General features: G+C 70.1%; 22 protein-coding genes and 1 pseudogene. 13 read left to right on the plus strand and 10 right to left on the minus strand.

All coding sequences use genetic code 11. The features are described 5' to 3' along the window. Positions 1–60: 60 nt before the first annotated feature. Positions 61–876 (minus strand): hypothetical protein, encoded by an 816-nt coding sequence (locus ACFXMG_RS36380; protein WP_383825570.1) that lies wholly within the window; start codon positions 874–876, stop codon positions 61–63. A gap of 169 nt (positions 877–1,045) precedes the next feature. On the opposite strand from ACFXMG_RS36380, the gene ACFXMG_RS36385 reads away from it, so the two are divergent. Continuing rightward, positions 1,046–2,011, plus strand: a complete 966-nt coding sequence (locus ACFXMG_RS36385) for a DUF4097 domain-containing protein (protein WP_383825572.1) — start codon at positions 1,046–1,048, stop codon at positions 2,009–2,011. 1 nt (position 2,012) lies between these two features. Then, positions 2,013–2,909: a helix-turn-helix transcriptional regulator gene (locus ACFXMG_RS36390; protein ID WP_383825575.1), complete on the plus strand. Its 897-nt coding sequence runs from the start codon at positions 2,013–2,015 to the stop codon at positions 2,907–2,909. A 51-nt stretch (positions 2,910–2,960) separates the two neighbouring features. Here the strand turns inward: ACFXMG_RS36390 and ACFXMG_RS36395 are convergent, their stop codons facing one another. The 3 genes from ACFXMG_RS36395 to ACFXMG_RS36405 all read right to left on the minus strand — a co-directional run bounded on the left by ACFXMG_RS36395 (position 2,961) and on the right by ACFXMG_RS36405 (position 6,843). Continuing rightward, positions 2,961–4,418: a cellulase family glycosylhydrolase gene (locus tag ACFXMG_RS36395; protein ID WP_383825689.1), complete on the minus strand. Its 1,458-nt coding sequence runs from the start codon at positions 4,416–4,418 to the stop codon at positions 2,961–2,963. 87 nt (positions 4,419–4,505) lie between these two features. Further along, positions 4,506–5,471: a zinc-binding dehydrogenase gene (locus ACFXMG_RS36400; RefSeq protein ID WP_383825578.1), complete on the minus strand. Its 966-nt coding sequence runs from the start codon at positions 5,469–5,471 to the stop codon at positions 4,506–4,508. Positions 5,472–5,631: 160 nt separating this feature from the next. Then, positions 5,632–6,843: an NADP-dependent malic enzyme gene (locus tag ACFXMG_RS36405; RefSeq protein WP_383825581.1), complete on the minus strand. Its 1,212-nt coding sequence runs from the start codon at positions 6,841–6,843 to the stop codon at positions 5,632–5,634. Positions 6,844–7,390: 547 nt separating this feature from the next. Here ACFXMG_RS36405 and ACFXMG_RS36410 point away from each other — a divergent pair. The 3 genes from ACFXMG_RS36410 to ACFXMG_RS36420 are packed head-to-tail and all read left to right on the plus strand — an operon-like array spanning position 7,391 to position 10,106. After that, positions 7,391–8,350, plus strand: a complete 960-nt coding sequence (locus tag ACFXMG_RS36410) for an ABC transporter substrate-binding protein (protein ID WP_383825584.1) — start codon at positions 7,391–7,393, stop codon at positions 8,348–8,350. Positions 8,351–8,391: 41 nt separating this feature from the next. Then, complete coding sequence (locus tag ACFXMG_RS36415; RefSeq protein WP_383825587.1) at positions 8,392–9,342, plus strand: amino acid ABC transporter permease; 951 nt, start codon at positions 8,392–8,394, stop codon at positions 9,340–9,342. Then, positions 9,339–10,106 (plus strand): amino acid ABC transporter ATP-binding protein, encoded by a 768-nt coding sequence (locus ACFXMG_RS36420; protein WP_383825589.1) that lies wholly within the window; start codon positions 9,339–9,341, stop codon positions 10,104–10,106. Before ACFXMG_RS36415 ends, ACFXMG_RS36420 begins: the two co-directional genes overlap by 4 nt. Positions 10,107–10,193: 87 nt before the next feature. Here ACFXMG_RS36420 and ACFXMG_RS36425 read toward each other — a convergent pair whose 3' ends face one another. Beyond that, positions 10,194–10,943 carry a class I SAM-dependent methyltransferase gene (locus tag ACFXMG_RS36425; protein ID WP_383825592.1) on the minus strand — a complete coding sequence of 250 codons (750 nt, stop codon included), beginning with the start codon at positions 10,941–10,943 and terminating at the stop codon, positions 10,194–10,196. 115 nt (positions 10,944–11,058) lie between these two features. On the opposite strand from ACFXMG_RS36425, the gene ACFXMG_RS36430 reads away from it, so the two are divergent. Further along, the gene (locus ACFXMG_RS36430; RefSeq protein ID WP_383825595.1) at positions 11,059–11,697 is read left to right on the plus strand and encodes a CGNR zinc finger domain-containing protein; all 639 of its coding nucleotides are present in this window, start codon (positions 11,059–11,061) and stop codon (positions 11,695–11,697) included. Here ACFXMG_RS36430 and sodX read toward each other — a convergent pair. Beyond that, positions 11,592–12,026, minus strand: a complete 435-nt coding sequence (sodX, locus tag ACFXMG_RS36435; protein ID WP_383825597.1) for a nickel-type superoxide dismutase maturation protease — start codon at positions 12,024–12,026, stop codon at positions 11,592–11,594. The two genes, ACFXMG_RS36430 and sodX, sit on opposite strands and share 106 nt — an antisense overlap. Positions 12,027–12,168: 142 nt before the next feature. Here sodX and sodN point away from each other — a divergent pair, with 142 nt between their 5' ends. Continuing rightward, positions 12,169–12,564 (plus strand): superoxide dismutase, Ni, encoded by a 396-nt coding sequence (gene sodN / locus ACFXMG_RS36440; RefSeq protein WP_041131199.1) that lies wholly within the window; start codon positions 12,169–12,171, stop codon positions 12,562–12,564. A gap of 7 nt (positions 12,565–12,571) precedes the next feature. On the opposite strand, the pseudogene ACFXMG_RS36445 reads toward sodN, so the two are convergent. Next, positions 12,572–12,736, minus strand: a pseudogene (locus ACFXMG_RS36445) (site-specific integrase); the annotation flags it as partial. A gap of 310 nt (positions 12,737–13,046) precedes the next feature. On the opposite strand from ACFXMG_RS36445, the gene ACFXMG_RS36450 reads away from it, so the two are divergent. Continuing rightward, on the plus strand, positions 13,047–14,180 hold the full coding sequence (locus tag ACFXMG_RS36450; protein WP_383825601.1) for a hypothetical protein: 1,134 nt from the start codon (positions 13,047–13,049) through the stop codon (positions 14,178–14,180). Here ACFXMG_RS36450 and ACFXMG_RS36455 read toward each other — a convergent pair. Further along, a complete protein-coding gene (locus tag ACFXMG_RS36455) occupies positions 14,072–15,001 on the minus strand; it encodes a class I SAM-dependent methyltransferase (protein ID WP_383825604.1) in 930 nt (309 codons plus the stop codon). The two genes, ACFXMG_RS36450 and ACFXMG_RS36455, sit on opposite strands and share 109 nt — an antisense overlap. Next, positions 14,998–16,335 carry a helix-turn-helix domain-containing protein gene (locus ACFXMG_RS36460; RefSeq protein ID WP_383825607.1) on the minus strand — a complete coding sequence of 446 codons (1,338 nt, stop codon included), beginning with the start codon at positions 16,333–16,335 and terminating at the stop codon, positions 14,998–15,000. The genes ACFXMG_RS36455 and ACFXMG_RS36460 overlap by 4 nt, the downstream gene beginning before the upstream one ends. Before the next feature lie 104 nt (positions 16,336–16,439). On the opposite strand from ACFXMG_RS36460, the gene ACFXMG_RS36465 reads away from it, so the two are divergent. The 5 genes from ACFXMG_RS36465 (at position 16,440) to ACFXMG_RS36485 (ending at position 20,784) form a co-directional block, all read left to right on the plus strand. Next, a complete protein-coding gene (locus ACFXMG_RS36465; protein ID WP_383825610.1) occupies positions 16,440–16,940 on the plus strand; it encodes an ATP-binding protein in 501 nt (166 codons plus the stop codon). Then, positions 16,937–18,052 (plus strand): hypothetical protein, encoded by a 1,116-nt coding sequence (locus tag ACFXMG_RS36470; RefSeq protein ID WP_383825613.1) that lies wholly within the window; start codon positions 16,937–16,939, stop codon positions 18,050–18,052. The genes ACFXMG_RS36465 and ACFXMG_RS36470 overlap by 4 nt, the downstream gene beginning before the upstream one ends. Beyond that, positions 18,049–18,411 (plus strand): ASCH domain-containing protein, encoded by a 363-nt coding sequence (locus ACFXMG_RS36475; RefSeq protein WP_383825615.1) that lies wholly within the window; start codon positions 18,049–18,051, stop codon positions 18,409–18,411. Before ACFXMG_RS36470 ends, ACFXMG_RS36475 begins: the two co-directional genes overlap by 4 nt. Before the next feature lie 100 nt (positions 18,412–18,511). Further along, entirely contained in the window at positions 18,512–19,132 is a 621-nt protein-coding gene (locus tag ACFXMG_RS36480; RefSeq protein WP_383825618.1) for a DUF5753 domain-containing protein, read from the plus strand. A gap of 599 nt (positions 19,133–19,731) precedes the next feature. Continuing rightward, positions 19,732–20,784, plus strand: a complete 1,053-nt coding sequence (locus ACFXMG_RS36485; RefSeq protein WP_383825620.1) for a hypothetical protein — start codon at positions 19,732–19,734, stop codon at positions 20,782–20,784. 22 nt (positions 20,785–20,806) lie between these two features. Here ACFXMG_RS36485 and ACFXMG_RS36490 read toward each other — a convergent pair whose 3' ends face one another. Further along, positions 20,807–23,257 carry an SIR2 family protein gene (locus ACFXMG_RS36490; RefSeq protein WP_383825623.1) on the minus strand — a complete coding sequence of 817 codons (2,451 nt, stop codon included), beginning with the start codon at positions 23,255–23,257 and terminating at the stop codon, positions 20,807–20,809. Positions 23,258–23,574: the final 317 nt, after the last annotated feature.

Genomic DNA, 23,574 nt, shown 5'->3' on the forward strand with positions numbered 1-23,574 from the left:
GAGCAACGCCAAGAGGCCCCCTCCCGCGCGGGAGGGGGCCTCTTGGCGTTGCTCTGCGGGTCAGTGCTCGCGGAGGCGGTCGTAGGCGAGTCCGCCCGCGCCGTGGGCGACCAGGAGGGCGCCTGCCGTCGCCCAGCCGCCGCTGCGCCGCCCGAGCGCCCAGAGGAGCAGCGGGACGCCCGCGGCGAGCTGGGCGCCGCTGAGGAGGCGCGCCCTGGGGCCGCGGAGGTACGGGCCGAGGGGGCCTTCCTCGACGGCGTCGAGCTCGGCGCGGACGGCATCGCGCCAGCCGGGCCATGCGAGCTGCTCGGCGCCGGCGGTGAGGGCCGCCTCGCGGAGCCGGTCGGGGGCCTCGCCGGGGTCGATGCCGGCGGGCAGGGCGAGCCCGGTGCGGGCGAGGACGGCGACGAGGCCGAGGAGGCGGGTACGGGAGTCGGCCTCGGGGTCGGGGAGGGTGAGCGGCTCCAGTGCCTGGACGTCGAGGACGGGGTCGAGGGCGAGGCGGTCGGCGAGCGTCCGCATGGCCTCGTCCTCGCCCGCGGGGGTGCCGTCCGCGAGCCAGGTGTAGCCGACGGTGCGGCGGAAGCCGGCGGCGAGGGTGACGCCGGCGCGGTCCCGGTCCCACCAGAGGGCGAGGACGGGCCAGGTGGCGGCGGAGACGGCGAGGGCGGTGGCCCAGCCGGTGACGACCCGCTCGACCGGCTCCTCGCCGTCCTGCCACGGCTTTCCCTCCGGTACGAGGACGCTCCAGTCGGCTCCGGCGGGGGCGAGGAGCAGCGGCTCCCGCAGGAGCTGGGCGGGCGGCCGGACCGCCGGGGGGTCGGCTCGGCACAGCAGCAGCGCCCCGGCGGGGCCGGGTCCGGATGTCGCGTTCATGGGCCCTACGCTAGGCCAGTTTGTCCGTGTACGGCGGTGATTGCTCCGACCCTGTCAGGGATGAATCAGGGTTGACTCCGTCACACCGCGATATATCGTGAATCTCGAAGTCGCGATATGTTGCGTCGCCAGGCGCAGGAATGTTCTGAGGAAACGGGAGGTCCGCACCATGACCGAGTGGTCCGTCACCGAGCCGGTGAAACTCGCGCCCGCCGACCCCGTGACACGGCTGCGCGTGCGCGTCGTGGGCGGCGCGGTGAACGTGGTGGGCACCGACGAGAGCACGGCACGGGTGGAGGTCTCGGAGATCGAGGGCCCGCCCCTGATCGTCACGCAGGAGGGCTCCACCCTGACCGTGACCTATGAGGACCTGCACTGGAAGGGCATCCTCAAGTGGATCGACAGCAAGGCCCACAAGCGGCGGGCGGTGGTCTCGGTCGCCGTCCCGGCCGGTGCCGAGGTCGAGGTGGGGGCGGTCACGGCGGACACGGTGATCTCCGGTCTGCGCGGCCGCACCGAGGTCCGCGGGGTGACCGGGTCCACGACGTTGGTAGGGCTCTCCGGCCCGGTCCGCGCCGAGAACGTCTCGGGCGCCCTGGAGGCCCAGTCGGTGACGGGCGCGCTGCGGGTCGTCTCGGTGACCGGTGACGTGACGGTGATCGAGGGCTCCGGCTCGGCGGTACGGGCGGAGACGGTCAGCGGCGACATGGTCCTGGACCTGGACCCGGCTCCGGCCGGAGCCCCGCCGGCCGACATCCGGCTCACCAGCGTCTCCGGCGAGGTCGCGATCCGGCTGCCGCACCCGGCGGACGCCCGGGTCGAGGCGAGCACCACGAGCGGCGCGGTGACGAACGCCTTCGAGGACCTGCGGGTGGGCGGCGAGTGGGGCACCAAGTCCATCACCGGCACGCTCGGCGCGGGCAGCGGCACGCTCAAGGCGACCACGGTCTCCGGCTCCATCGCCCTCCTCCGCCGCCCGGAGCCCGCCGAGGACCCGGAGGCACCGCCCAAGGGCCCCGCCGGCCCCGCCGATCCCGTCGGCGCCGCCGACGGCCCCTCCGGCCCCTCCACCGCCCCCGGCTCCCCCGCCGGCCCCTCCGACTCCACCTCCCCCGCGTCCGGAAAGGTGCTCTGACATGTCCCCCGTCTTCGCGCACGGCCGACTCCGCCTCTACCTGCTGAAGCTGCTCGACGAGGCCCCCCGGCACGGCTACGAGGTCATCAGGCTCCTGGAGGAGCGTTTCCAGGGCCTGTACGCCCCCTCGGCGGGCACGGTCTACCCGCGGCTGGCCAAGCTGGAGGCCGAGGGGCTCGTCACCCACACCAGCGAGGGCGGCCGGAAGGTCTACTCGATCACCGACGCGGGCCGCGCCGAGCTGGCCGGCCGGGACGCCGAACTCGACGCCCTGGAGCGGGAGATCCGGGACTCCGTCTCGGAGCTGGCCGCCGAGATCCGGGAGGACGTACGGGGCGCGGCGGGCCGGGTGCGCAGCGAGATGCGCGCGGCGGCGAGCCGGACCCGGACGACGGAGGGAGGGGCCTTCGCCGAGGCCAAGCGGGAGTGGAAGGAGCAGGCCCGGCAGGCGAAGGAGGAGGCCCGCTCGGCGAAGCTCCAGGCGAAGGAGTTCCAGCGGATCGCCCAGCAGGTGCAGGACGAGGTCCAGAACCGCTTCGCCAAGGGCGAGTGGCCGCAGACCGTCTGGGAGGGCCTGTCGGGGATCACCGCCCAGCTGGGCGACCTGGTCTCGGGCCACCCCAAGGCCCGGGCCGGGGCCGCGGACGCGCCGCCGGCCGCCCCCCGGGCGGAGGCGCCCGTGACGGCGGGCGAGGAGCCCGCGTGGGCGCGGGACACGGAGGGGTCGGGCGATCCGGCCCGAGACCTGGACCGGCTGCTCGACCGGTTCCGGGACGAGATCCGGGACGCGGCGCGGGACCACGGGGTGACGGACCCCCAGCTCGCGGAGGCCCGCCACCACCTGGCCGAGGCGGCGAGCCGGATCACCGGGATACTCCACCGCCGCTCCGGCGTCTGACCGGCCCCGCCCGACGCCCGTCGAGGAAGTCGGGGGGCAGAGGGGCAGGGGTCAGGGGCGGCCGGCGCCGGTCAGGGTCGCGGTGACGGTGACCCGGGCGTCCGGGGCGGCGAGGACGCGGACCCGGCTCCGGTCCCGGTCGCGGAGGACGAGGGCGGCGCCGCGGGCCGTCACCTTCCAGTCGCCGGGCGGCAGCGCCAGTTCGGTGACGCGGGAGCCGCGGCGGCCGGCGGCGTCGTACTCCAGGCGGTAGACGCCGGTCGCCGGCTGGTACGCGGCGGAGCGCACCCGTCCGGCGACGGCCTCCGCGTACGGCTCGGCGGTCAGCTCCTTGTTGGTACGGAAGGCGCCGGTGCCGTCGACGGCGCAGTAGCCGCCTCCGTAGCACCAGACGTAGCCGGCCCAGCCGGAGCTGTAGCGGCCGAGGGAGGCCATGGCGTCGCGGTAGAAGCGGTTCATGTTCGGGAGGGAGTTGTTGAGGGGGCCCCACTCCCCCACCACCACGGGGACCTTGTACTGCCGGGGGTAGAGGGTGACGGCCTGCTCGTAGTTCTCGATCCAGCCGGCGGAGGGCTCGTAGTCGGCCCCGGCCTCCATGCCGGTGTTGTAGAAGTGCGGGGCGTAGACGATCTTCGGGTCGTCGATCCGGCCGAGGCCGGTGGGCACTCCCTCGCCGACGATCGGGGTCGGCTCGACGAAGATCCAGGCGTCCCGGTCGGCCGTGCGGATCGCGTCGGCGATCCGGTTGTACATGGGAGTGAGCTGCTCGCGTTCGATGCGGCGGGCGGCGGTGGGGAGGTCCTCCCCCTCGCGGAGTTCGCCCATCGGCTCGTTGATGGGGTCGTAGCCGAGGACGGCCGGGTGGTCGTCGAAGCGCTCGGCGAGCACGCGCCACATGCGGGTCTGGGCGCGGCGGAGGTCCTCGTCCTCGTAGAGGTGGGTGAAGGCGCGCTGGACGGCGGGCTCGAAGTACTCGGAGAACCAGTCGTCGGGGTGGGGGGTGAAGGGCAGCCCGTCGGTCCGGGTGGCCCAGGCGGGGATGCCGCGGTGGCCGAAGGCGGGGCCGAAGACGTCCTGGTGGGCGTCGAGCAGCACCTTGACGTCGTGCTGGTGGGCCCAGTCCAGGACCCGCTCGATCTTCCGCAGGTACTCCTGGCTGTAGTGGCCGGGGCGCGGCTCCAGGTCGTCCCAGAAGACCAGGAGGCGGGCGAAGTTGAAGCCCTTGGCGCGCATGTCGCGGAAGTGCTTCTCCGTCACGGCGGAGAGGGCCGCGTCACCGCGGTTGGCCTTGTCCTCCACGTTCCAGCCGCGCAGCGTGAGGACGCGTCCGCGGGAGTCGGTGAGGGCGGGGATCTTGTCCCCGGCGGTTCCGGTGCGGGGCGCGGGCTCCGTGCGCGCGACGGGGGCGGCGGCCGTGGCGGCGGCCTTGGTGGTGGCCGTTGCGGCGGGGGCGAGGGTGGCGAGGAGGGAGGCGGCGACGGCGGTCGCCACGAGGGTGGTGCGCGACAAGCGGGACACGACGGACCTCCGGCACGAGGAAGTGAGCGTTGTTCACGTTTCACGTGCCGGAGATCCCATCAGGTCGACCGACCCGTATCAAGAGGTCGTCAGCACGATCTTTCCGAAGAGGTCGCCGGCGGCCATCTTCTCGAAGCCCTCACGGGCCCGGTCCAGCGGCAGCACCTCGTCGATCACCGGGCGGACCCCGGTGGCCGCGCAGAAGGAGAGGAGGTCCTCCAGCTCGTCCTTGGAGCCCATGGTGGAGCCGACCACCTTCAGCTCCAGGAAGAAGATCCGGGTCAGTTCGGCGTGCGAGGGACGGTCGCCGCTGGTGGCGCCGGAGATGACGAGGGTGCCACCGGGGCGCAGCGACTTGACGGAGTGCGACCAGGTGGCGGCGCCGACGGTCTCGATGACGGCGTCCACCCGCTGCGGCAGCCGCGCCCCGGGCTCGTACGCCTCGACGGCGCCGAGCTCGACGGCCCGCTTCCGCTTGGCCTCGTCCCGGCTGGTGGCGAAGACCCGCAGGCCGGCGGCCTTGCCGAGGACGATCGCGGCGGTGGCGACGCCGCCGCCCGCGCCCTGGACGAGGACCGAGTCGCCGGGGCGGACCCCGGCGTTGGTGAAGAGCATCCGGTAGGCGGTCAGCCAGGCGGTGGGGAGGCAGGCGGCCTCGGCGAAGGAGAGCTCCTTCGGCTTGGGCAGCACGTTCCAGGCGGGGACGGTGACGCGCTCGGCGAAGGTGCCCTGGTAGCGCTCGGTGAGGATCGAGCGGGGCTCGTCCGGTCCGACGCCGTGGCCGGTCTGGCCGATGACGGAGTGCAGGACGACCTCGTTGCCGTCCTCGTCGATCCCGGCGGCGTCGCAGCCGAGGATCATCGGCAGCTTCTCCTCGGGCAGTCCGACCCCGCGCAGCGACCACAGGTCGTGGTGGTTGAGCGAGGCGGCCTTGACGGTGACGGTCGTCCAGCCGGGGCGCGCCCCGGGCTCGGGGCGTTCACCCAACTCAAGGCCGTTCAGGGGCTGGTCACGGTCGATTCGGGCGGCGTAGGCAGCGAACATGGCCCCGACCCTAGGCGGCGACGGCGACCGCGCGGAACCACACGCCGGTGTGACGCGCGTCCCCTCGCCCCCGGGGCCGTACGCATGCGAGAGGGCCCCGTCCCGGTCCGATGCGGCGGACCGGGACGAGGCCCTCTCGGGAGCCTTCCGCGGACGGGGGTCAGCGGCGGGCGACACCCTCGGCGCGCGCGGCGGCGGCGACCGCGGCCGCGACGGCCGGGGCGACCCGGTCGTCGAACGGCGACGGGATGACGCAGTCGGCGGCGAGCGCGTCACCGACGACACCGGCGATGGCGTCGGCGGCGGCGATCTTCATGCCCTCGGTGATCCGGGAGGCCCGGACCTGGAGCGCGCCGGCGAAGATGCCGGGGAACGCGAGGACGTTGTTGATCTGGTTGGGGTAGTCCGAACGGCCGGTGGCCACGACCGCCGCGTACTTGTGCGCGACGTCGGGGTGGACCTCGGGGTTCGGGTTGGCCATGGCGAAGACGAAGGCGTCCTTGGCCATGGAGGCGACGGCCGCCTCGGGGACCGTACCGCCGGAGACGCCGATGAAGACGTCGGCGCCGGCGAGGGCGGTCTCCAGGGAGCCGGACAGGCCCGCCTTGTTGGTGAGCCCGGCGATCTCGCGCTTGACGTCCGTGAGGTCCTCGCGGTCGCTGCTGACGACGCCCTTGCGGTCGGCGACGCAGACGTCGCCGATGCCGGCCTCCAGCAGGAACTTGGCGATGGCCACGCCCGCCGCGCCCGCGCCGGAGATCACGGCGCGCAGGTCGCCGAGGGTCCGGCCGGTCAGCTTCGCCGCGTTCCGCAGGGCGGCGAGGGTGACGATGGCGGTGCCGTGCTGGTCGTCGTGGAAGACCGGGATGTCGAGGCGCTCCTGGAGCTTGCGCTCGATCTCGAAGCACCGCGGCGCCGAGATGTCCTCCAGGTTCACGCCGCCGAAGGACGGGGCGAGCCGGACGACGGTGTCGACGATCTCGTCGGTGTCGGTGGTCGCGAGGGCGATCGGGACGGCGTCCACGCCGCCGAACTGCTTGAAGAGGATCGCCTTGCCCTCCATGACCGGGAGGGAAGCCTCCGGGCCGATGTCGCCGAGGCCGAGCACGGCGGTGCCGTCGGTGACGACGGCGACGACCTGGGACTTCCACGTGTAGTCGTGGACCAGGTCGGGCTGCTCGGCGATGGCGGTGCACACCTTGGCGACGCCAGGGGTGTACGCGAGGGACAGGTCGTCCTTGTTACGGACGGGGACGGTGGCCTGGATGGCCATCTTGCCGCCGCGGTGGAGGGCGAAAGCCGGGTCGAAGGGCTCCTCGGGAGCTCCTTCCGTACCGCTCTCGCTGCGAGGATTGACGATCTCCGCTGCCATGTGGGTGAGACCCCTTATGTCTGTTGTCGAGGGTTTCCGCTCCTGGTGTGGAGCGGTGGGCGGGTCCCGCGGCCGCCGTGTCGGGCAGCCGCGCGGGCGCGCCGCACAACGCGCCCTGAGCCCCGGATGAGGGGTGTAAGGATCCTTCTTACCGGACAGACGGCACCGCAGACGAGTCCGTATCCGCTCGGTGACGCGACTCATACCGACTGCTTCCGGACGCGGACGGAGAACGACTCGTCACTCGATGTCCGGACAGATGCCCCGACCACCCGTTTGATGCCCTTCGTGTCGTCCGAATGGCGAGATCAACAGCAGATTTTTCGGCGGACGGGGAAGGTCACGAAAGAAGATCCGGCCTTGATGTACCGGCCTGTCGGGATTCGACCGCGACCCGTTACCCGATTTTGACATCCGTGGCCGTCGGTTTGAGGCGGTCCGAATGGCAAGATGCCGTAATCACACGAGGTCGCGGCACTCGAAGACGCGTACGCGGCCCCTTGTCAACGCCTATGGCAACTCCCTCACACGCCGGAGGATCCCGACCATGACCGCACGCTCCACGCGCTGTACGACCGCCGCCAAGACCCGCACCTCCCGTCTTGCCGCGGTCGCCGCCATCGCGGTCGCCGGCTCGATGCTGCTGACCGCCTGCGGCGACCAGACCGACAGCGGTTCCACGAAGGAGGGCGGCACCGCCGCCAACTCCGCCCCGCTCTTCTCCAAGCTGCCCGCCGACATCCAGAAGGCCGGCGTCATCAAGGTCGGCACGGACGCCTCGTACGCGCCGATGGAGTTCACCCAGGACGGCAAGATCGTCGGTGTCGACCCGGACATCGCGGCCGCCCTCGGCAAGCAGCTCGGCGTGGAGTTCAAGTTCACCTCGGGCACCTTCGACGGCCTGATCACCTCGCTGGAGTCCGGCCGCCAGGACGTCGTCATGTCGTCCATGACGGACAACAAGAAGCGCCAGGAGGGCCTGGACGACAACGGGAAGAAGATCGGCAAGGGCGTCGACTTCGTCGACTACTTCTCCTCCGGCGTCTCCCTGCTGGTCAAGAAGGGCAACCCGCAGGGCGTCAACTCCCTCGACGACCTCTGCGGCAAGACCGTCGCCGTCCAGCGCGGCACGATCTACGAGGACACCTTCAAGGCCCAGGCCACGAAGTGCGGCTCCGACAAGCTGACGATCCAGGCGTTCGACACCGACGCCGAGGCCCAGACCCGCGTGAAGGCCGGCGGCGCGGTCGCCGACCTGAACGACTACCCGGTCGCCGCGTACATCGCGAAGACCTCCGGCGGCGGCAACGACTTCGAGGTCGTCGGCAACCAGACCGACGTCGGCCTCATGGGCATCGCCGTCTCCAAGGACAACACCCAGCTGCGCGACGCCGTCAAGGAAGCGCTCGACGCGATCATCAAGGACGGCACCTACGCCGAGGCCCTGAAGAAGTGGGACGTCGAGGACAGCGCGGTCAAGTCGGCCACCATCAACGCCGGCAAGTGACCTGCCCTCTTCCCCCCTCGCACCACTGAAGGGCAGTCGTCATGACTGACAAGCTCAGCAAGGACCCGGCCCCCACGCCGTCCGGGTCCGGCTCCCCGGCCACGCCGTACGAGGCCATCAAAGCCGTCCCCGTACGTCACTACGGGCGCTGGATCAGCGCCGTGGTGGTCGTGGCCCTCCTCGGATGGCTCGTCTACGCCTTCTCCCAGGGCAAGGTCTACTGGAGCACCGTCGGGGACAAGCTCTTCGACCCGTCGATCATCGACGGCCTGTGGAACACGATCATCATCAGCGTCGCCTCGATGGCGCTCGGTCTGGTGCTCGGCATCGTCTTCGCCGTCATGCGCCTGTCGAAGAACCCGGTCACCGGCGCGGTGGCATGGCTCTACATCTGGTTCTTCCGCGGCACGCCGGTCTACGTCCAGCTGCTCGTCTGGTTCAACCTGGCCCTGATCTTCGAGTACGTGAACCTCGGGCCGATCTACAAGAACGAGACCGTGGACGTCATGACGCCGTTCATGGTGGCCCTCCTCGGCCTCGGCCTGAACGAGGGCGCGTACATGGCGGAGATCGTCCGCGCCGGCATCCAGTCGGTCGACGAGGGCCAGACCGAGGCGGCGCACGCGCTCGGCATGTCCCAGACGAAGACCATGCGCCGGATCGTGCTGCCGCAGGCGATGCGGGTGATCGTGCCGCCGACGGGCAACGAGTTCATCAACATGCTGAAGACCTCGTCGCTGGTCTCGGCCGTGCAGTACACCGAGCTGCTCCGCGCCTCGTCGAACATCGGCAGCACGTCCAGCGCCGTGATGGAGATGCTCTTCGTGGCCTCCATCTGGTACCTGGCGCTGACCAGCGTGTTCAGCGTCGGCCAGTACTACCTGGAGCGCCGCTTCGCCCGGGGTTCGCTCCGCAGCCTGCCGCCCACCCCCTGGCAGCGGGTCAAGACGAACCTCGCCACCTTCAAGCGCTCCCCGGAGGCGACGCGATGACCGGTCAGCTCATGGTCAAGGCGGAGGGCGTCCACAAGTCCTACGGCCCCGCCCACATCCTCCGCGGCATCGACCTGGAGGTCCGCAGCGGAGAGGTGTTCTGCCTGGTCGGCCCGTCCGGCTCCGGCAAGTCGACCTTCCTGCGCTGCATCAACCACCTGGAGCGGATCGACGGCGGCCGGCTGTCGGTCGACGGGCAGCTCGTGGGCTACCGCCAGAAGGGCGACAAGCTGTACGAGCTGAAGGACAGCGAGGTCGCGGCCCAGCGCCGGGACATCGGCATGGTCTTCCAGCGCTTCAACCTGTTCCCCCACATGACGGCCCTGGCCAACGTGATGGAGGCACCGATCCAGGTGAAGGGCGAGTCCAAGGCCGTCGCCCGCGAGCGGGCCGAGCGCCTGCTCGACCGGGTGGGCCTCGGCGACAAGATGGGGAACTACCCGTCCCAGCTCTCCGGCGGCCAGCAGCAGCGCGTCGCCATCGCCCGCGCGCTGGCGATGGAGCCGAAGCTGATGCTCTTCGACGAGCCGACCTCGGCGCTCGACCCGGAGCTCGTCGGTGACGTCCTCGACGTCATGCGGGACCTGGCCGAGTCGGGCATGACGATGATCGTCGTCACCCACGAGATGGGCTTCGCCCGTGAGGTCGGCGACTCGCTGGTCTTCATGGACGGCGGCGTGGTGGTCGAGTCCGGCCACCCGAGGGACGTCCTGACCAACCCGCAGCACGACCGGACGAAGGCGTTCCTGTCGAAGGTGCTGTAAGGCGCACGGAAAGACGGAAGGAGGGGCGGTACGGGCCTGAGCCCGTACCGCCCCTCTTCGCGTACCGCCCCTGTCCCCTGCCCCGGCCTACTTCACGGCCAGCAGCAGGGTGTCCGAGGGCGAGCACCACACCGGCCGCGCCTCGCCGAAGCCGGCGGCGCGGAGGGTGTCGGCGTGCCAGCCCACCGGGGGCATGTCGCCGTCGGCGTGCTCGCCGTAGATCTCGAAGCGGCGGGCGGTGGGCTCGGCGAGGACCGGGTCCTTCGCGGCGAGCGCCCACCAGTCGGCCCAGTCGAGGACCCCGTCGGCCTTCTCCCGGTCCATCCGGGCGTGCCGCTGGGCGCGCTCGGCGGCGTTGATCCGCGGGGTGGCCGTGTCGATCATGTGGTCGGCGTTCATGAAGACCCCGCCGTCCCGGACCAGCCCGGCGACCTGCCCGTACAGGGTGGTCAGGGGCTCGCTGTGGAGCCAGTGGAGGGCCGTGGCGGTGAGGACGGCGTCGTACGAGGTGTGGGGCAGGCTCGCGGTCCACTCGGGGTCCTTGAGGTCCGCCGTCACGAAGGTGACGCGCTCGTCGCCCTCGAAGGTGCCGCGGGCGATGGCGAGCAGCGCGGGGTCGAGGTCGACGCCGGTGGAGACCGCCTCCGGGAACCTCTTGAGGAGCCTGTCCGTGATACTTCCCGTACCGCAGGCGAGGTCGAGGACGCGGGGCTTCGGCCCGACCAGCGCCTCGACCATGTCGAGCATGACGCGGAACCGCTCCTCGCGGTCCGGCATGTACCACTCCTGCTGACGGTCCCAGCTCTGCTGCCAGTCCGCCCAGTCGGTGTCGCTCATGCCCGTACCCTCCGTCGTCGACGCCACAGAAAAACCGAGAACGTAATACCCTCGGAGGGGGAACACCAGTTACCCCCTCGACGCCGACCCTAGCCCGCCACCGTAAGGACTACAAGTGGAACTGGCCTATTACTCGGATTACGCCGTGCGCCTCGTCAACACCGAGGAGCCGGCCCGCGGCAGGGACAGCCTCACCACCGTCGAAGCGGTCAAGGAACTCTTCGGCCCCGCCGGGCAGATGGCCCGCCGGGTCACCGAGGCGGACCTGCCCCGGTTCCGCGCGATCCGGACCCGGCTGCGGGCCATCTTCACGGCGGCGGACGAGGACGACCACACCGGCGCCGTCGACCTCCTGAACTCGCTCCTCCTGGAGTTCCCGGTCAGCCCGCAGATCTCCGGCCACGACCACCTCGACGACGAGGGCCGGCCCCGCTGGCACATGCACCTCGCCGACCACTCGTCCAACGCGACCGCCGGCTACGCGGCCATCTCCGCGATGGGACTCGCCTTCCACCTCACCGAGTTCGGCGCCGACCGGCTCGGCCTCTGCCAGGCCCCGCCCTGCCGCAACGCCTACCTGGACACCTCCACCAACCGCTCCCGGCGCTACTGCTCCGACCGCTGCGCCACCCGCGCCAACGTCGCCGCCTACCGCGCCCGCAAGCGCCTGGAGGCCGAGCGGGCGGGCCGTACGGACCTCACCGGCCGCACCGCCGAGAACAGCCAGGAGAGCACCACCCCGGCCGAGCGCTGACGCCCCGGCGTCACCGGCCGGTACCGGACCAGCACCCGCCCGAGCACCAGCTCGGGCGGTACGGCCCCGAACACCCGGCTGTCCCCCTCGGCGCCCGGATTGTCCCCGAGCACCCACCACCCGGCGTCCCGTCGCTCGACCAGCCGCTTCACGACGAGCAGATCCTGCTGGAGCGGATGGCGCAGCACGACCACGTCGCCGACCGCCACCCGCCCCCCGTACCGCACGAGCAGCCGGTCGCCGTGCAGCAGCGTGGGCACCATCGACACCCCCGTCACCTCGGCGATCCCGAACGGCGCCCCGGCCGCCGCGGTAGCCTCCCGCTCCACTCCTGCTCCCCTCGTCGACTCGTACACGAGTCCCAGCCGAACCCCGGACTTTTGACCTAAGCCCCAGGGGGCGCTCGCGAAAACGCCCTTCTCACCGAGTAATCTCCCACTTGAGAAGACGATCACGAGGAAGGACGGCTCAATGCTCTCCCGCCTGTTTGCCCCCAAGGTCAAGGTCAGCGCCCACTGCGACCTCCCCTGCGGCGTGTACGACCCGGCCCAGGCCCGCATCGAGGCCGAGTCCGTCAAGGCTGTCCAGGAGAAGTACCTGGCGAACGAGGACCCGCACTTCCGGGCCCGCGCCACGGTCATCAAGGAGCAGCGCGCGGAGCTCGCCAAGCACCACGTCTCGGTGCTCTGGAGCGACTACTTCAAGGCCCCGCACTTCGAGAAGTACCCCGAGCTCAACCAGCTGGTCAACGACACCCTGAAGGCCCTCTCGGCCGCCAAGGCGTCCACCGACCCGAAGACCGGCGAAAAGGCGCTCGAACTCATCGCCGAGATCGACCGCATCTTCTGGGAGACCAAGAAGGCCTGATCTCTGGTCAGGCGCTCTGACCTGCGGCTTCGCGGGTCAGGGCGCCTACCTGTCCGCACCCGGTCCGCAGGCCGCCGAGCACGGCGTCCATGACGGGCCGGGTGCGGTCTTGTTCGCCGGGCCACAGGTGCGCGTAGATCCGCAGCGTGATGACGGCGGACGCGTGCCCGAGGCCGACCGCCGTCGGCGGCAGCCTCCTCGACCAGCTCCAGCAGACGCCGCCAGCCCGGCGCGGCGGGGTCCTGCCCCTCGGTATGGAGCCCGACGCGGGTTCGCGGATGGGCCTGGACTGGTCGAAGCAGGAGCAGAGGTCCCAGAAAATCCCACGCCCTCCCGGCGCCGGTCCGAAAGGTCGGCCCATCGGTTCGCAACGACCTGCGGCTTTCCCCTGTCCGTCATTCAGCGCAGCGAATAGGCGACGAGATAGCGGAGTGCCACCACCTCCGGGCAGGTGGGCCGTACCGCTCACTACGCTGGCAGGCGTGAACACGCCGTCGACCTCACGACTGACCCTGGACGCCGCCCGTGCCCTTCAGGGCATGCTTCGAACCGAGATCGGACCGGGGCTCACCGAGCGGGAGCTCGACGGGGTCGAGGCGCGGTTCGGTTTCACTTTCTCGGCCGACCACCGCGTCTTCCTCTCCGCCGGGCTCCCGCACGGCTCGTCGCGGTGGCCCGACTGGCGCGACGGCGACCCCGAGGACCTGGCCGGGCGACTGGCGTGGCCGGTGGAGGGCGTGCTCTTCGACGTGGAGCACAACGTGTTCTGGCATCCCGCCTGGCCGTCGAGGCCGGCGGAGAGATCCGAGGCACTGCACGTCGCGAGGGCCGAGCTGGAGAGCGTGCCGCAACTGGTTCCGGTCTACGGACACCGCTACCTGCCCGGCACGGCGGGCGAGCACGGGCACCCCGTCCTGTCCGTCTACCAGACCGACATCATCCTGTACGGGAACGACCTCGCCGACTACATCCACCACGAATTCGCCGGCCGGTCGAGCGGCCTCCTCTCCCGTACGACCGTCGACTTCTGGTCGTACTTCGTCGAGGGCGGACCGGGCATCGACGTCACCCTGCCCACGCCGTTCACTCCGTACGCCACGAGCGCACCGGAGGCCGTCGCCTGCCTCCGGATGTTGGCGGTGGAGCGTCTGATCGGCCGACGACACTACCCGGAGCAGCTCATCGAGGCCGGCCTCACGGCCCTGGTCCTCGACATCGAGACGGGTTCCCTCCCTCTCCTCGCCGGACTGTCCCGCTCCGAGCACGAGCAGGCCGACGCCCTGTTCGACCAGGTCCTGGACGAACTCGGCCTACTCCAGGACCTCCCCGCCGACACCACCGACCTCCCGTGGGAAGCAGCCCGCTGGGAACTCGTCCGCTGGTGGCTCCAGCTGATCGTGAACGACAGCCTGGACCCCGCCGCCGGCGGCGACCTGATCACGTACGAAGGCTGGGGCGCACTGGCCCACCCGCAGTCACTCAGACCCCTGGTCGACAAGACCGACGCCTACAACGACGGGGCGGCGGTCCCACGCAGCGCCCGGAATCCCCTGGCGGACTCGATCGTCGAGGAGGCACGACGCCTACTCACCGGGCCCTGGCCGCCACAGGCGTGATCTAACCGGCGGCAGACGAGGATGCCGCCAAGGCAGGTGATCTCGTACGCCCCGTGCCGGGCAATGTGGTCGGCGACGAGGGTGCGGGCGCGGTCGATAGTCGCGTCGAAGGGCACGTCGTGCTGGTCCGCCCAGGCGCGATAGGAGGCCATGTGAGCGATGACGGGCTCGGGGTCGTAGACCGTGATGGTCCCCGGCAGTTCGACGACCTCCACGCGGCTGAACTCCTCCCCGAGGAAGGCCGGGGCTTTCTCCAGGGAGAAGCGGGCGCTGAGAGAGATCCGGGCCGGGCCGCGCTCGACGCCGAGGACGTCGCCGGCGGCCCGCTGCCAGAGGTCGTCGAGTTCAGCCTTGTCGCGGTCGCTGTTGGTGGAGACGACCACCAGCCCGTCACGGGCGACGACACGGGCCAACTCCCTGACCGCCTGGGGAATCTCAGGCACGTGGTACAGCATGTGGAGCGCAAGAGCGGCGTCGACGCTCCCCTCCGCCAGCGGAAGCCGCGTGGCGTCCGCCACGGCGACCGGGCCGGGGACGCCGGCGAGGATGCCGGGCGCGATGTCGAGGCCGAGCAGGGACAGGTCCGGGCGGTCCTGCCGGAGTCGCTGGATGAACTTGCCGTTGCCGCAGCCGATGTCGACGACGCGTCCGCGTACGTCGCCCAACCGCTCGGCCACTAGGCCGGGGAGGTCATACCGGGGCGTCTGCCACTGGTAGAGCGACTGCCGGGCGGCCAGGTCCCGGTCTCCGTTGTAGGCGCTGCCCGCCAGGCGGGCCCGGTCGGTGACGGCGGCGTCGTGGGCGGCGGACAGGTCGGTCACGTCGGCAACTCCGTTGGGTGGGCGGCGGGCAGGGACGCACGGACGGCCGTGTGCTGGAGTCGTTCGCGCAGGTGCACTGCCTGCGCGGCTCCACCGTACTGCGGCCCTTCCAACTCCCGCCCGAGAACGGTGAGCCGACGCACGATACTGGCCGACATGCGCTCCGGCGAGGATCGGAGAACGAAGCCGAGCATCTCTTCCGTGCCGTCCAGGTCACCCAGGAGCAGGTGCCCGCGGGCGAGGTCGAGATGCGCGGCGAACAGGTCACCGACCGACTGGTCGTCTCCGTCCGCGCTGCGATAGAGGCGGATCGCCGTCTCCGCGCTGACGATGGCCCGGTGGACGTGCTCCTGCCCACCTACGGCCAGGAGGGTCGTTCCGGCGTACGCGAACTGCTTGGCCGCGGGGAAGTCGAAGACTCCCAGTACCTCGTCCCGACCCGAGATCGCCTCGCGAGATCGTTCGGCATCCGACAGGGCGGCGAGCGCGCCTGTCGTGTCGCCGACTATCGCCAACGCCCGCGCCTCCAGACTCGCCAGCCGTGCGCCGATGCTGCCGCTGGCCCTGTGCCGCCGGCCGACCTGGGCCAGCCGGGCCGCCTGCTCGTACCGCCCTGTCCAGTACGCGATCAACGACTCCACGGCCCGTACCCAAGCCAGCATCCCCTCGTGCCCAGCCGCTTCGGCACAGGCGCGGGCGGTACGGGCGTGGGTGGCGGCGGAGTCGTAGGCGCCAAGGTCAAGACAGACATGTGCGGACAGGCCACAAAGGCGAGAAGCGGAGAGATAGAGATCAGTGGTCTGCCGGGGGTGCTGCCGCCCACGCAGCAGCTCGAACACCCCATCCCGTAACCGCTTGATCTCGACGTACTGCTCCATCAGCGGGTGACTGACATACGTACGGGCGAGCCGGCCGACGTCTGCCTCCAGTTGCTCCACCACGAACTCGTCGGTGTTCCGCTGCGCAATGAACCGGGCGAACTCGGCCGACCGCACAGCGTCCTCAGAGAGCGGGTCTCCACGGACGAGAGTGTCTTCGGACGGCAGCACCGACGGCACGATCTCGAACTCGGCGGCGTCGGCCCCGTCCCGCTGCCCCTTGCTGACGGCAACAGCCTGGTCGAGCACGGCGACATCGACACCGAAGACCTGCGCCAGGTACTTCCGGGCGTAGGGAACGGGAACTCGCGCTTCGCGCTCGTACCGCCCGATCTCCTTGCCGGTCTTCGCGGAACGCCCCTCCAGGGCGTTGTACTCGTCGGCGACCCTCTGCTGGCTCCAGCCGCGCGCGGTACGCAGCCGGATGAGCAAGGCGCCGATCCCGGTGTCGCCCATGCCGTCTCCCAGGAGCACGTGACCTCTGGCCCCCATAGTGGCCCCCGCCTTGGCCCCCATGCTGGCTCCCGACCCAAATGAGTTAATTCGCTTTGCTGTTGGCCATGGCAAGCAGACTCACCAACCAGGCCACCGACACGACCCCGGTCCTCCTTCCGGGCACGGGGCGGCACCGCACCATGCTGTTCCCCCGCCGCCGGACCACGCCGCGTACCGCTCGCAACTTCGTCGTCACCACGTTGACCGAGTGGGGCGAGACGAGCCGCCTCGACGACGTGCGGCTGTGCACCTCGGAGCTCGTCACCAACGCCGTGCTTCACGGGGCACCCGTGGGCCGACTGGTCCTCGTCCGCGTCGAGTCCCTCGACAAGCAGCTGCGGATCGAGGTCCACGACGGCGGCCAGAACAGGCCGACGCAGCAGGTTCCCGAGGAGTCCGCCGTCGACGGCCGCGGTCTGCTGATCGTCGCCGCGACCGCTGACAGCTGGGGCGTGAAGGAGCGGACGGGCCCCGGAAAGTGCGTCTGGGCCGCATTCGACCGTGCCACGAGCGGGGCCGTGCCCCTGCCGCCCCGCACCACCGGACCCCAGGGAGACGCCCCGTGACCACGCACCCCGTCTCGCCGAACACCGTTCTCGCCAACGCCCTGCACCACGCCGAGGACGTCCTGACCCCGCGCATCCTGGCTGCCCCGCCCGAGCGGATCGTGCTGATCGTCGGCACCCAGATCAACGGCGCCCCGCACATCGGCACCTCGCTCGTGCAGTCCCTGGCCTTCGCCATGGCGGCCCGACTGCGCGACCGTTTCGGCCTCCCCGCCGAGGTGCTCTTCAGCGCCCTCGACAACGCCCCGTACGAGCTGACCACCGACCCGGCCAGCGGACACCGCTACCAGCGCGCCTACGCCCAGGCCCTCGGCGAACAGGCCCTGCACGACCTCGTCACCGCCCTCTACCAGCCCCTCTTCACGGCCCTCTCCAGGCGCCTGGGCATCCCGCACCGCATTGAGACGTACACCCAGCAGCAGGCCGGCGAGCGCTACCGCCGCACCTGGCTCTGCCTGCTCCCCCGCGTTGATGCCGCCCGCTGGTGGCTCGCCCCCTCCACCGGCACCCCGCACCTCCGCGTCCCCTGCCCGCACCCCGGCTGCGGCTGGACGGAGAAGCACGCCGAACGAACCCGGGCCCACCTCGTCGGCCCCGAGTCGGCGGAAGTCTCCGCGACGTGCCTCCACCACGGCCCGTACGAGGTCACGATCACGCCCACCGCCGGCGGCTACCTCGACCTGGCCACCCTCTACCGCAACCTGGTCAAGGAACTCGCCCTGACCAGCCCCCAGGGCACCCTGCACGTCATGGTCAAGGGCGGCGACTGGGTCTTCGGCTCCCACCTCGTCGACGAGGCACTCCAGGCGGTGGGCCTCACGCGCGCCCAGCTGCCGGCCCGCCTGTTCTGCCCGCAGGTCGTCACCGACACCGGCGCCAAGCTGTCGAAATCCCTCATACGAGAAGGCCGTGCCCCCTTGCCCGGGGGAGCCGCCCCCTGGATGCTCGACACCCGGCAGTGGCCCGGCACCGTCACCGAGTACGCCTACCAGTTGCTCGCCATGGCCGAGACCCTGCTCTCCGACCCCCGCCACTTCTTCCGCTCGTACTCGGCCGCCGAGATCGGCCGCCTGGTCACCGCACCGTCCCCCAGGAGCGTTCCCTCCCGATGACCGACCGCACCGACCGCACCGACCGCGTCCGCGAGCTCAACCTCTACCGCCAGTACTTCGAGCTCGTCGCCGCAGGCACCAAGACCGTCGAGGTGCGGGTCAAGTACCCGCACCTCGCGGACCTCGCCGCCGGCGACACCATCCGCTTCCGCATCAAGGGCACGGACGAGACCTGCGATGTCGAAGTCCTCCGAGTCACCGAGTACCCCGACTTCGAGGCCCTCCTCGACGGCGAGGGCCCCTCCAACGTCAACCCGACCGCCACCCGCGACCAGCAACTCGCCAACATCCGCACCATCTACGGTCCCGAGAAGGAAGCCCTCGGAGCCCTCGCCATCGAGATGAAGCGCATGGCCTGACCGGTTCCCGCCCTTACAAGATCGGACACTCGGAGCCAAGCTCGACCGAACGGCAACGCCCATCGAAGCCGCCCCGGCGGCACCACCCAGGAGGGATGCGGTGACCAGTTCAGTTCCCTGGACGGATCGTCTGTCCACTGGTACGGAATCGACTCAGGACGACGTGGTGCGCTGGTACCAGAGCACGCGCGAGGGCAAGGCATACGTGCCCACGATGATCTGGGGCACGCTCCAGACCGAGGCGTACGCCACCGTGATCCTCGGCCAGGTCGTCGACTTCCTCGGTATCCCCAACGACGTGCCGGCCGGAGTCGCCAAGCGCATGCAGCGGCAGCAAGTGCTGTATGACGGCGAGCACCACTACGACGTCGTCCTCGGGGAGCAGGCTCTCTACACGAACGTCGGTGGGCCTGAAGTCATGCAAGAACAGATCCAGCGCCTTCTGCGAGAGCTCGGCCTGGCCTCGCTCACCCTCGGGATCCTTCCCTCCACCGCACAGGTGGACTTGTTCCCCGTCCACGCGTTCAACGTCTACGGCGATGGCGACCGGGCCCACGTCGAACTCGTCTCCTCTTCCGTGGACATCACGGAACAGAGTGAACTCCATCTCTACAACAAAGCCTTCGCCGCGCTGAGCGCTGCGGCATCGTACGGCGACTCCGCCGAGGAGCTCTTGAAGAAGGCCCACTCCTTCTGGACCAACACCCCGCTCCAGCAATAGGCCCCTCGACATGCCAGCGGCGGAGCGCCGCGCAGCAGTCCAAAGCGCACCCGAGCAAGACCGCCGCGCCCCATCGCCAGCAATCAAACTCTCGGCGGTAACCCCGCCTCCCAAGCCAGTGCTAACGAGGCCATCGCCCTCACATGCCCGACAACCCGCCCGACGAAGGGAACCCATTGGCCGAGCAGCCGACGACCGGCCGAAGGCCCTCAAGTCGGCGCTCAAATCGATAACCCTGCTGATCGCCGCGGCCGTCGGTGCCGACATCGGCGTGGAGTTACTCATCCTGATCGGCATCCCGCTCCTGGCCAGGCTGGAGCTGTGAGTGGCCGCGCGAGGGTGTGCGGCCGATCGTGGAACGGTCTGGGTGGCAGACTTCCCCGGCGGGCGGCGTCGCGTAACCGCGCCGACAACGAACCCGCACGGCAGCCAGATCTCCGCCGCGAGCAAGGCATAAACCAAGCGTGGCCACATTCAAGGAAGTTGTGCGCTTTGATCCGATTTAGTCCTCCACGGCAAGGCATATGCTCTGCGGCAAGGCGGGCTGTCCCGCAGAGCGATCGACCGTTCAGCGACGCAACCAATAGGAGCCAGAGCCGATGAGTCCGCTGCAGCTCTCCATCACTGCCGTCCTCTGCATCTCTGGCATCGCCCTGCACATATGGTCCTCCGCGCCGGACCGGGCCGGGCGGCAGTACTCTCTCCAGTTGCCGGTGACTCTCTTATACTCCCTGGCTGCGGCCCTTTTCCTGTTCTCTGCCTTCCCGGACTCGATGACCGAGGGCCGGGCCCTGGGCTTCGGGATCGGCGGGGCAGCCGGGTTCGCCGCCTTCTTCCTGCTGGCGTCGTTCACATGGCTCAGCAAAACCCGGCGTCTGGACGAGGTCTCGGCGCAGCTGAAGAAGGCGACCCGGGAGAACACCGTGCTGCGCAGACAGCTGTCGCAGCAGCGGCCGGCGGAGGACGCTCCGCGGCCCGTCCTGCAGTGCACCCGGTACGAGTTGCCGTTGCAAGGCGGCCGGCGCCATCGCATCGGGATGATCACCGGGAACGTCGCCAACGTGCTGGGGACGGACGTGTGGGTCAACTCCGAGAATACGCGGATGGAGATGTCACGCGTCGATGAACCCACCCTCTCCGCGACGATCCGGTACCACGGCGGCCGCCGAGACACCGCAGGCCATCTGGTGCACGACACCATCGCCCTGGAGCTGACTGAGCGCATGGCGGGCCGCTCCCATGTGACGGCGGGCTCCGTGCTGGTCACGGGGCCGGGAGAGCTGCAGGAGAGCCACCAGGTCCGGCGCATCCTGCATGTCGCCGCCGTGGAGGGAGAACCCGGCTCGGGGTACCGGCAGGTCATCGACCTGGAGCGGTGCGTGCGCAATGTCCTTGCTGAGGTGGACCGGCTGGCCGCCGCCGGGGAGCCGCTGCGCTCGGTGGTGCTGCCGCTCCTCGGGACTGGCGGCGGCAGCAGCGACCTCGCCAAGACCGTAGACACCCTGCTGGCCGCGACCGTGAGCTACTTCCGTTCTCACACGACATCGCGCATCCGTGTCGTCTACCTGCTCGCGTACACGGACGTACAGGCCACCGTATGCCGGGCGGCTCTCGACTTGGAGCCCGCGCTCTCGACAGAGAGTGCGGGCTGACCCGACCCAGAGCCGGTGGTCCTTAGGCGAGCAGGAGCCACTTCCTGCGGAACGACTGCAACTGCTCCCTGACCTCCGGCGAACGCATGATCGGGGAGATGTTGACCTGGTACATCCAGTCGTTCCACCGGCTGACGATACGCCTGTCGATGGATCCGTTCGCCTTCTTGGCCCGTTCCGCCCAGTTGAGGGTGTACTTGAAGAAGGTGATGTACGGGTACTCCGAGTCCTCGGCGGCCGTGACACGCGCCTCCTCCAGGTACGCGGCCACCTCCAGCAGGTTCTCCGTCCTGCCCTGCTCCGGCCCGTCCTCGGCGAGGTACCTGCGGAACAGCACGGTGGCCAGCGTGTTCAGCGCGTACGCGTCACGGTGCCGGGCGATGGCCTCCCGCGCCCACGAACTGGCCGGAGCGTGCCGACCCCGCTTGCTCGCGCCGAGGGCCCGCTGCTCCCAGTACCGGGCGTTCCAGGCGTACGTCACCTGCAGTGCCTCGTACCAGGCGTCCAGGCGTTCCACGCCCAGCCACACGGTCAGCATCTCGTGATCGAGGAGCTGGCGCACCATGCGGTAGGCGAACGTGCGCGACGCGATGGCCGCCGGGGAGATCTGCACGCCGTAGTGCTGGGCGAGTTTCAGGGTGACGGCATAGTTCTCCTGTTTGCTGAAGGAGTTCTCCAGCATGTACGAGCCAAATGCCCGGTGCCGCGGATGGAGGCGTCCCCCGACCACGCGGATGAAGTCGGCGAGCACCGAATCGGAGTGCAGCAGGGCGTTCAGCTCGCTTGCCGGCAGTCCGCAGACGGACGCCGCAGCGCCGATCGGCAATCCGTATCCGAGGGCGGAGGTGATGCACACGGCCTGGAACACCGCTCGCTCGGTCTCGTTCTTCAGGAGCGAGTAGCCCGTCCGCACCCTGCTGCGGAACCCGTCAGCCTCCTCCAGGTTCGACATCGCCGAGAAGAGGTTCCTGCCGTGCTTCTGCGTGAAGTACTTAACTTGTTCGGTGTGGCCCGCGTCGGCCACGATGCCGAGCCGTCCGTGCCCCTTGAGCTGCCGGATCAGAGCCTCGATCTCCGTGTCCTTCAGCTTGTCGGAGACCTCCGCGTCGGCGAACCCCACGCCCGTGAAGCTACGGCGCATCTCGCGGGCGCGCGAGCGCCGTTCCACAGCCAGCAGCTTGAAGGGAATGCCCCGCTCCTTGGCGCGCCGGGCCATGTTGGCGAGGTCGTTCGCGAAGTCGGCGGCGCCCTCCACGATGAGGAGGGTCCGCGGATGCTGCCTGAGCCACCACAGGGTGGCCTCCAGGGAGGGCCGCAGTTCGGGATCGAGTAGATACGGCGTCCAGTTCTGCTCCGCGAGTTTCCTCGCCACCCGCAGGGCTATCGTGCTCTTCCCTGTGAACGCGGAACCGGTCAGGCAGACGACCTTCTGCGGTTCGTCCGACATCGCCTCACGGAAGACGCTATCGGTGAGGGCGCGGCGTGAGTCGAGGTCGCGCAGGATGTCGGAGTACAGAGGTTCGTGCCCGGCGTAGAAGTCGTGCCGGTCGTCGAGGCGGTACTCGGAGCCCGTGTGGATGGGATGCCACTGGCTCAGGAAGCTCAGCACGTTGGGGTTGATGCGGCTGGGGTTATCCGCCGACACATCGGCCTGCTGGAAGTAGTCAGGCCAGCTGGCCCGGACCTCGGCGAGGAACTCCTCGGCCGTGGCCTCGACCGGGATGAGGCCCCACTCACGGAAGCGTTCTTTGTCGAACTCGCCGATCGTCGGCATGACGATGACTGAGGGCTCGGAGCCGCCCTGCACACGCCCCTTCTCTAGGACGTTCTCCAGGTCGATCTCGTCGTTGAGGCTCGCGCCGAGGATGATGGTGGGCGTCTCCAAGTAGCTGTCGGCGAAGATGTTGTGCCAGCGGTGGCGCTGGGTGGCCGCGTACAGGTAAGACGAGATGTCGAAGACGAGGTCTTCCGTCTTCTTCGCCCAGGCGACACCGTGGAGGTGGACGAGGATGACCTGGTGGCCCGAAGGAACGCGGTGGGAGTCCGTCCAGGAGACGGAGACAAGTTCCTTGGCCGCGTGCTCGGTGAACTGCTTGTTGTAGGCGTTCTCCACCGAGTCGTCGATGTTCAGCGACCAGATGTAACGCCACGGGATAGAGACGAGGTCGGCGTACCACGACGGTGCGGTGCAGTTGGCGAAGCGGTCCGCCATATAGGCCAGGACGTTCTGGCCGTCCGCCGTGGCGCGCGACCTCGACATCGAGAAGACCTGGCGCAGGTTCCCGCGCGGATTGCCGGGCAGCGAGAACGCCGTGGCCATCTCCTGGGCGAGGTCCCAGCCGCCGGGCAGCCGCCCCAGCGGCCCCTCCGAGTCCAGGCTGACACCGGCGCCCAGCAGCAGCTGGTACCTCGACTCGGTGATGGCCCGCATCATGCTGTCCCACTGCTCGTCCGACATCCACGGTGCTGACACGACCCGTCCCCTTCTTGAGATGCGTGAGCGCGGTGCTATGCCGGAGCGTGAGCGCCCCCCCCCATGACAGGGCCGAGCAGTCAGCACGACAGGACTTGTTCATTGAGGATTTCGCATACTCCGGTCGGGTAGATCGTATCGAGTCCGGGCCGTGGACGAGGCGGATGCGACGGCCAGGGTGACCGCGCTCACGCTCTGCATCGCCATCGTTGCGGAGGACTGCAGGCCAAGGCCGTAGCCGGCAGGGTCGTCCGGCGTAAAGGACACCAGGTGCTCCTGCCGGACGAAGGGGTCGCAAAGCTCCAGCAGTCCGCACA

It is taken from the genome of Streptomyces sp. NPDC059201 (assembly GCF_042754585.1).
In the GTDB taxonomy this organism is placed as follows: Bacteria; Actinomycetota; Actinomycetes; order Streptomycetales; family Streptomycetaceae; genus Streptomyces.

Bases quoted from the DNA above. Each gene is read 5' to 3' on its own strand.
- ACFXMG_RS36380 (WP_383825570.1), bottom strand. From the start codon at position 876: ATGAACGCGACATCCGGACCCGGCCCCGCCGGGGCGCTGCTGCTGTGC.
- ACFXMG_RS36385 (WP_383825572.1), top strand. From the start codon at position 1,046: ATGACCGAGTGGTCCGTCACCGAGCCGGTGAAACTCGCGCCCGCCGAC.
- ACFXMG_RS36390 (WP_383825575.1), top strand. From the start codon at position 2,013: ATGTCCCCCGTCTTCGCGCACGGCCGACTCCGCCTCTACCTGCTGAAG.
- ACFXMG_RS36400 (WP_383825578.1), bottom strand. From the start codon at position 5,471: ATGTTCGCTGCCTACGCCGCCCGAATCGACCGTGACCAGCCCCTGAAC.
- ACFXMG_RS36405 (WP_383825581.1), bottom strand. From the start codon at position 6,843: ATGGCAGCGGAGATCGTCAATCCTCGCAGCGAGAGCGGTACGGAAGGA.
- ACFXMG_RS36410 (WP_383825584.1), top strand. From the start codon at position 7,391: ATGACCGCACGCTCCACGCGCTGTACGACCGCCGCCAAGACCCGCACC.
- ACFXMG_RS36415 (WP_383825587.1), top strand. From the start codon at position 8,392: ATGACTGACAAGCTCAGCAAGGACCCGGCCCCCACGCCGTCCGGGTCC.
- ACFXMG_RS36420 (WP_383825589.1), top strand. From the start codon at position 9,339: ATGACCGGTCAGCTCATGGTCAAGGCGGAGGGCGTCCACAAGTCCTAC.
- ACFXMG_RS36425 (WP_383825592.1), bottom strand. From the start codon at position 10,943: ATGAGCGACACCGACTGGGCGGACTGGCAGCAGAGCTGGGACCGTCAG.
- sodN (WP_041131199.1), top strand. From the start codon at position 12,169: ATGCTCTCCCGCCTGTTTGCCCCCAAGGTCAAGGTCAGCGCCCACTGC.
- ACFXMG_RS36460 (WP_383825607.1), bottom strand. From the start codon at position 16,335: ATGGGCGACACCGGGATCGGCGCCTTGCTCATCCGGCTGCGTACCGCG.
- ACFXMG_RS36465 (WP_383825610.1), top strand. From the start codon at position 16,440: ATGGCAAGCAGACTCACCAACCAGGCCACCGACACGACCCCGGTCCTC.
- ACFXMG_RS36475 (WP_383825615.1), top strand. From the start codon at position 18,049: ATGACCGACCGCACCGACCGCACCGACCGCGTCCGCGAGCTCAACCTC.
- ACFXMG_RS36485 (WP_383825620.1), top strand. From the start codon at position 19,732: ATGAGTCCGCTGCAGCTCTCCATCACTGCCGTCCTCTGCATCTCTGGC.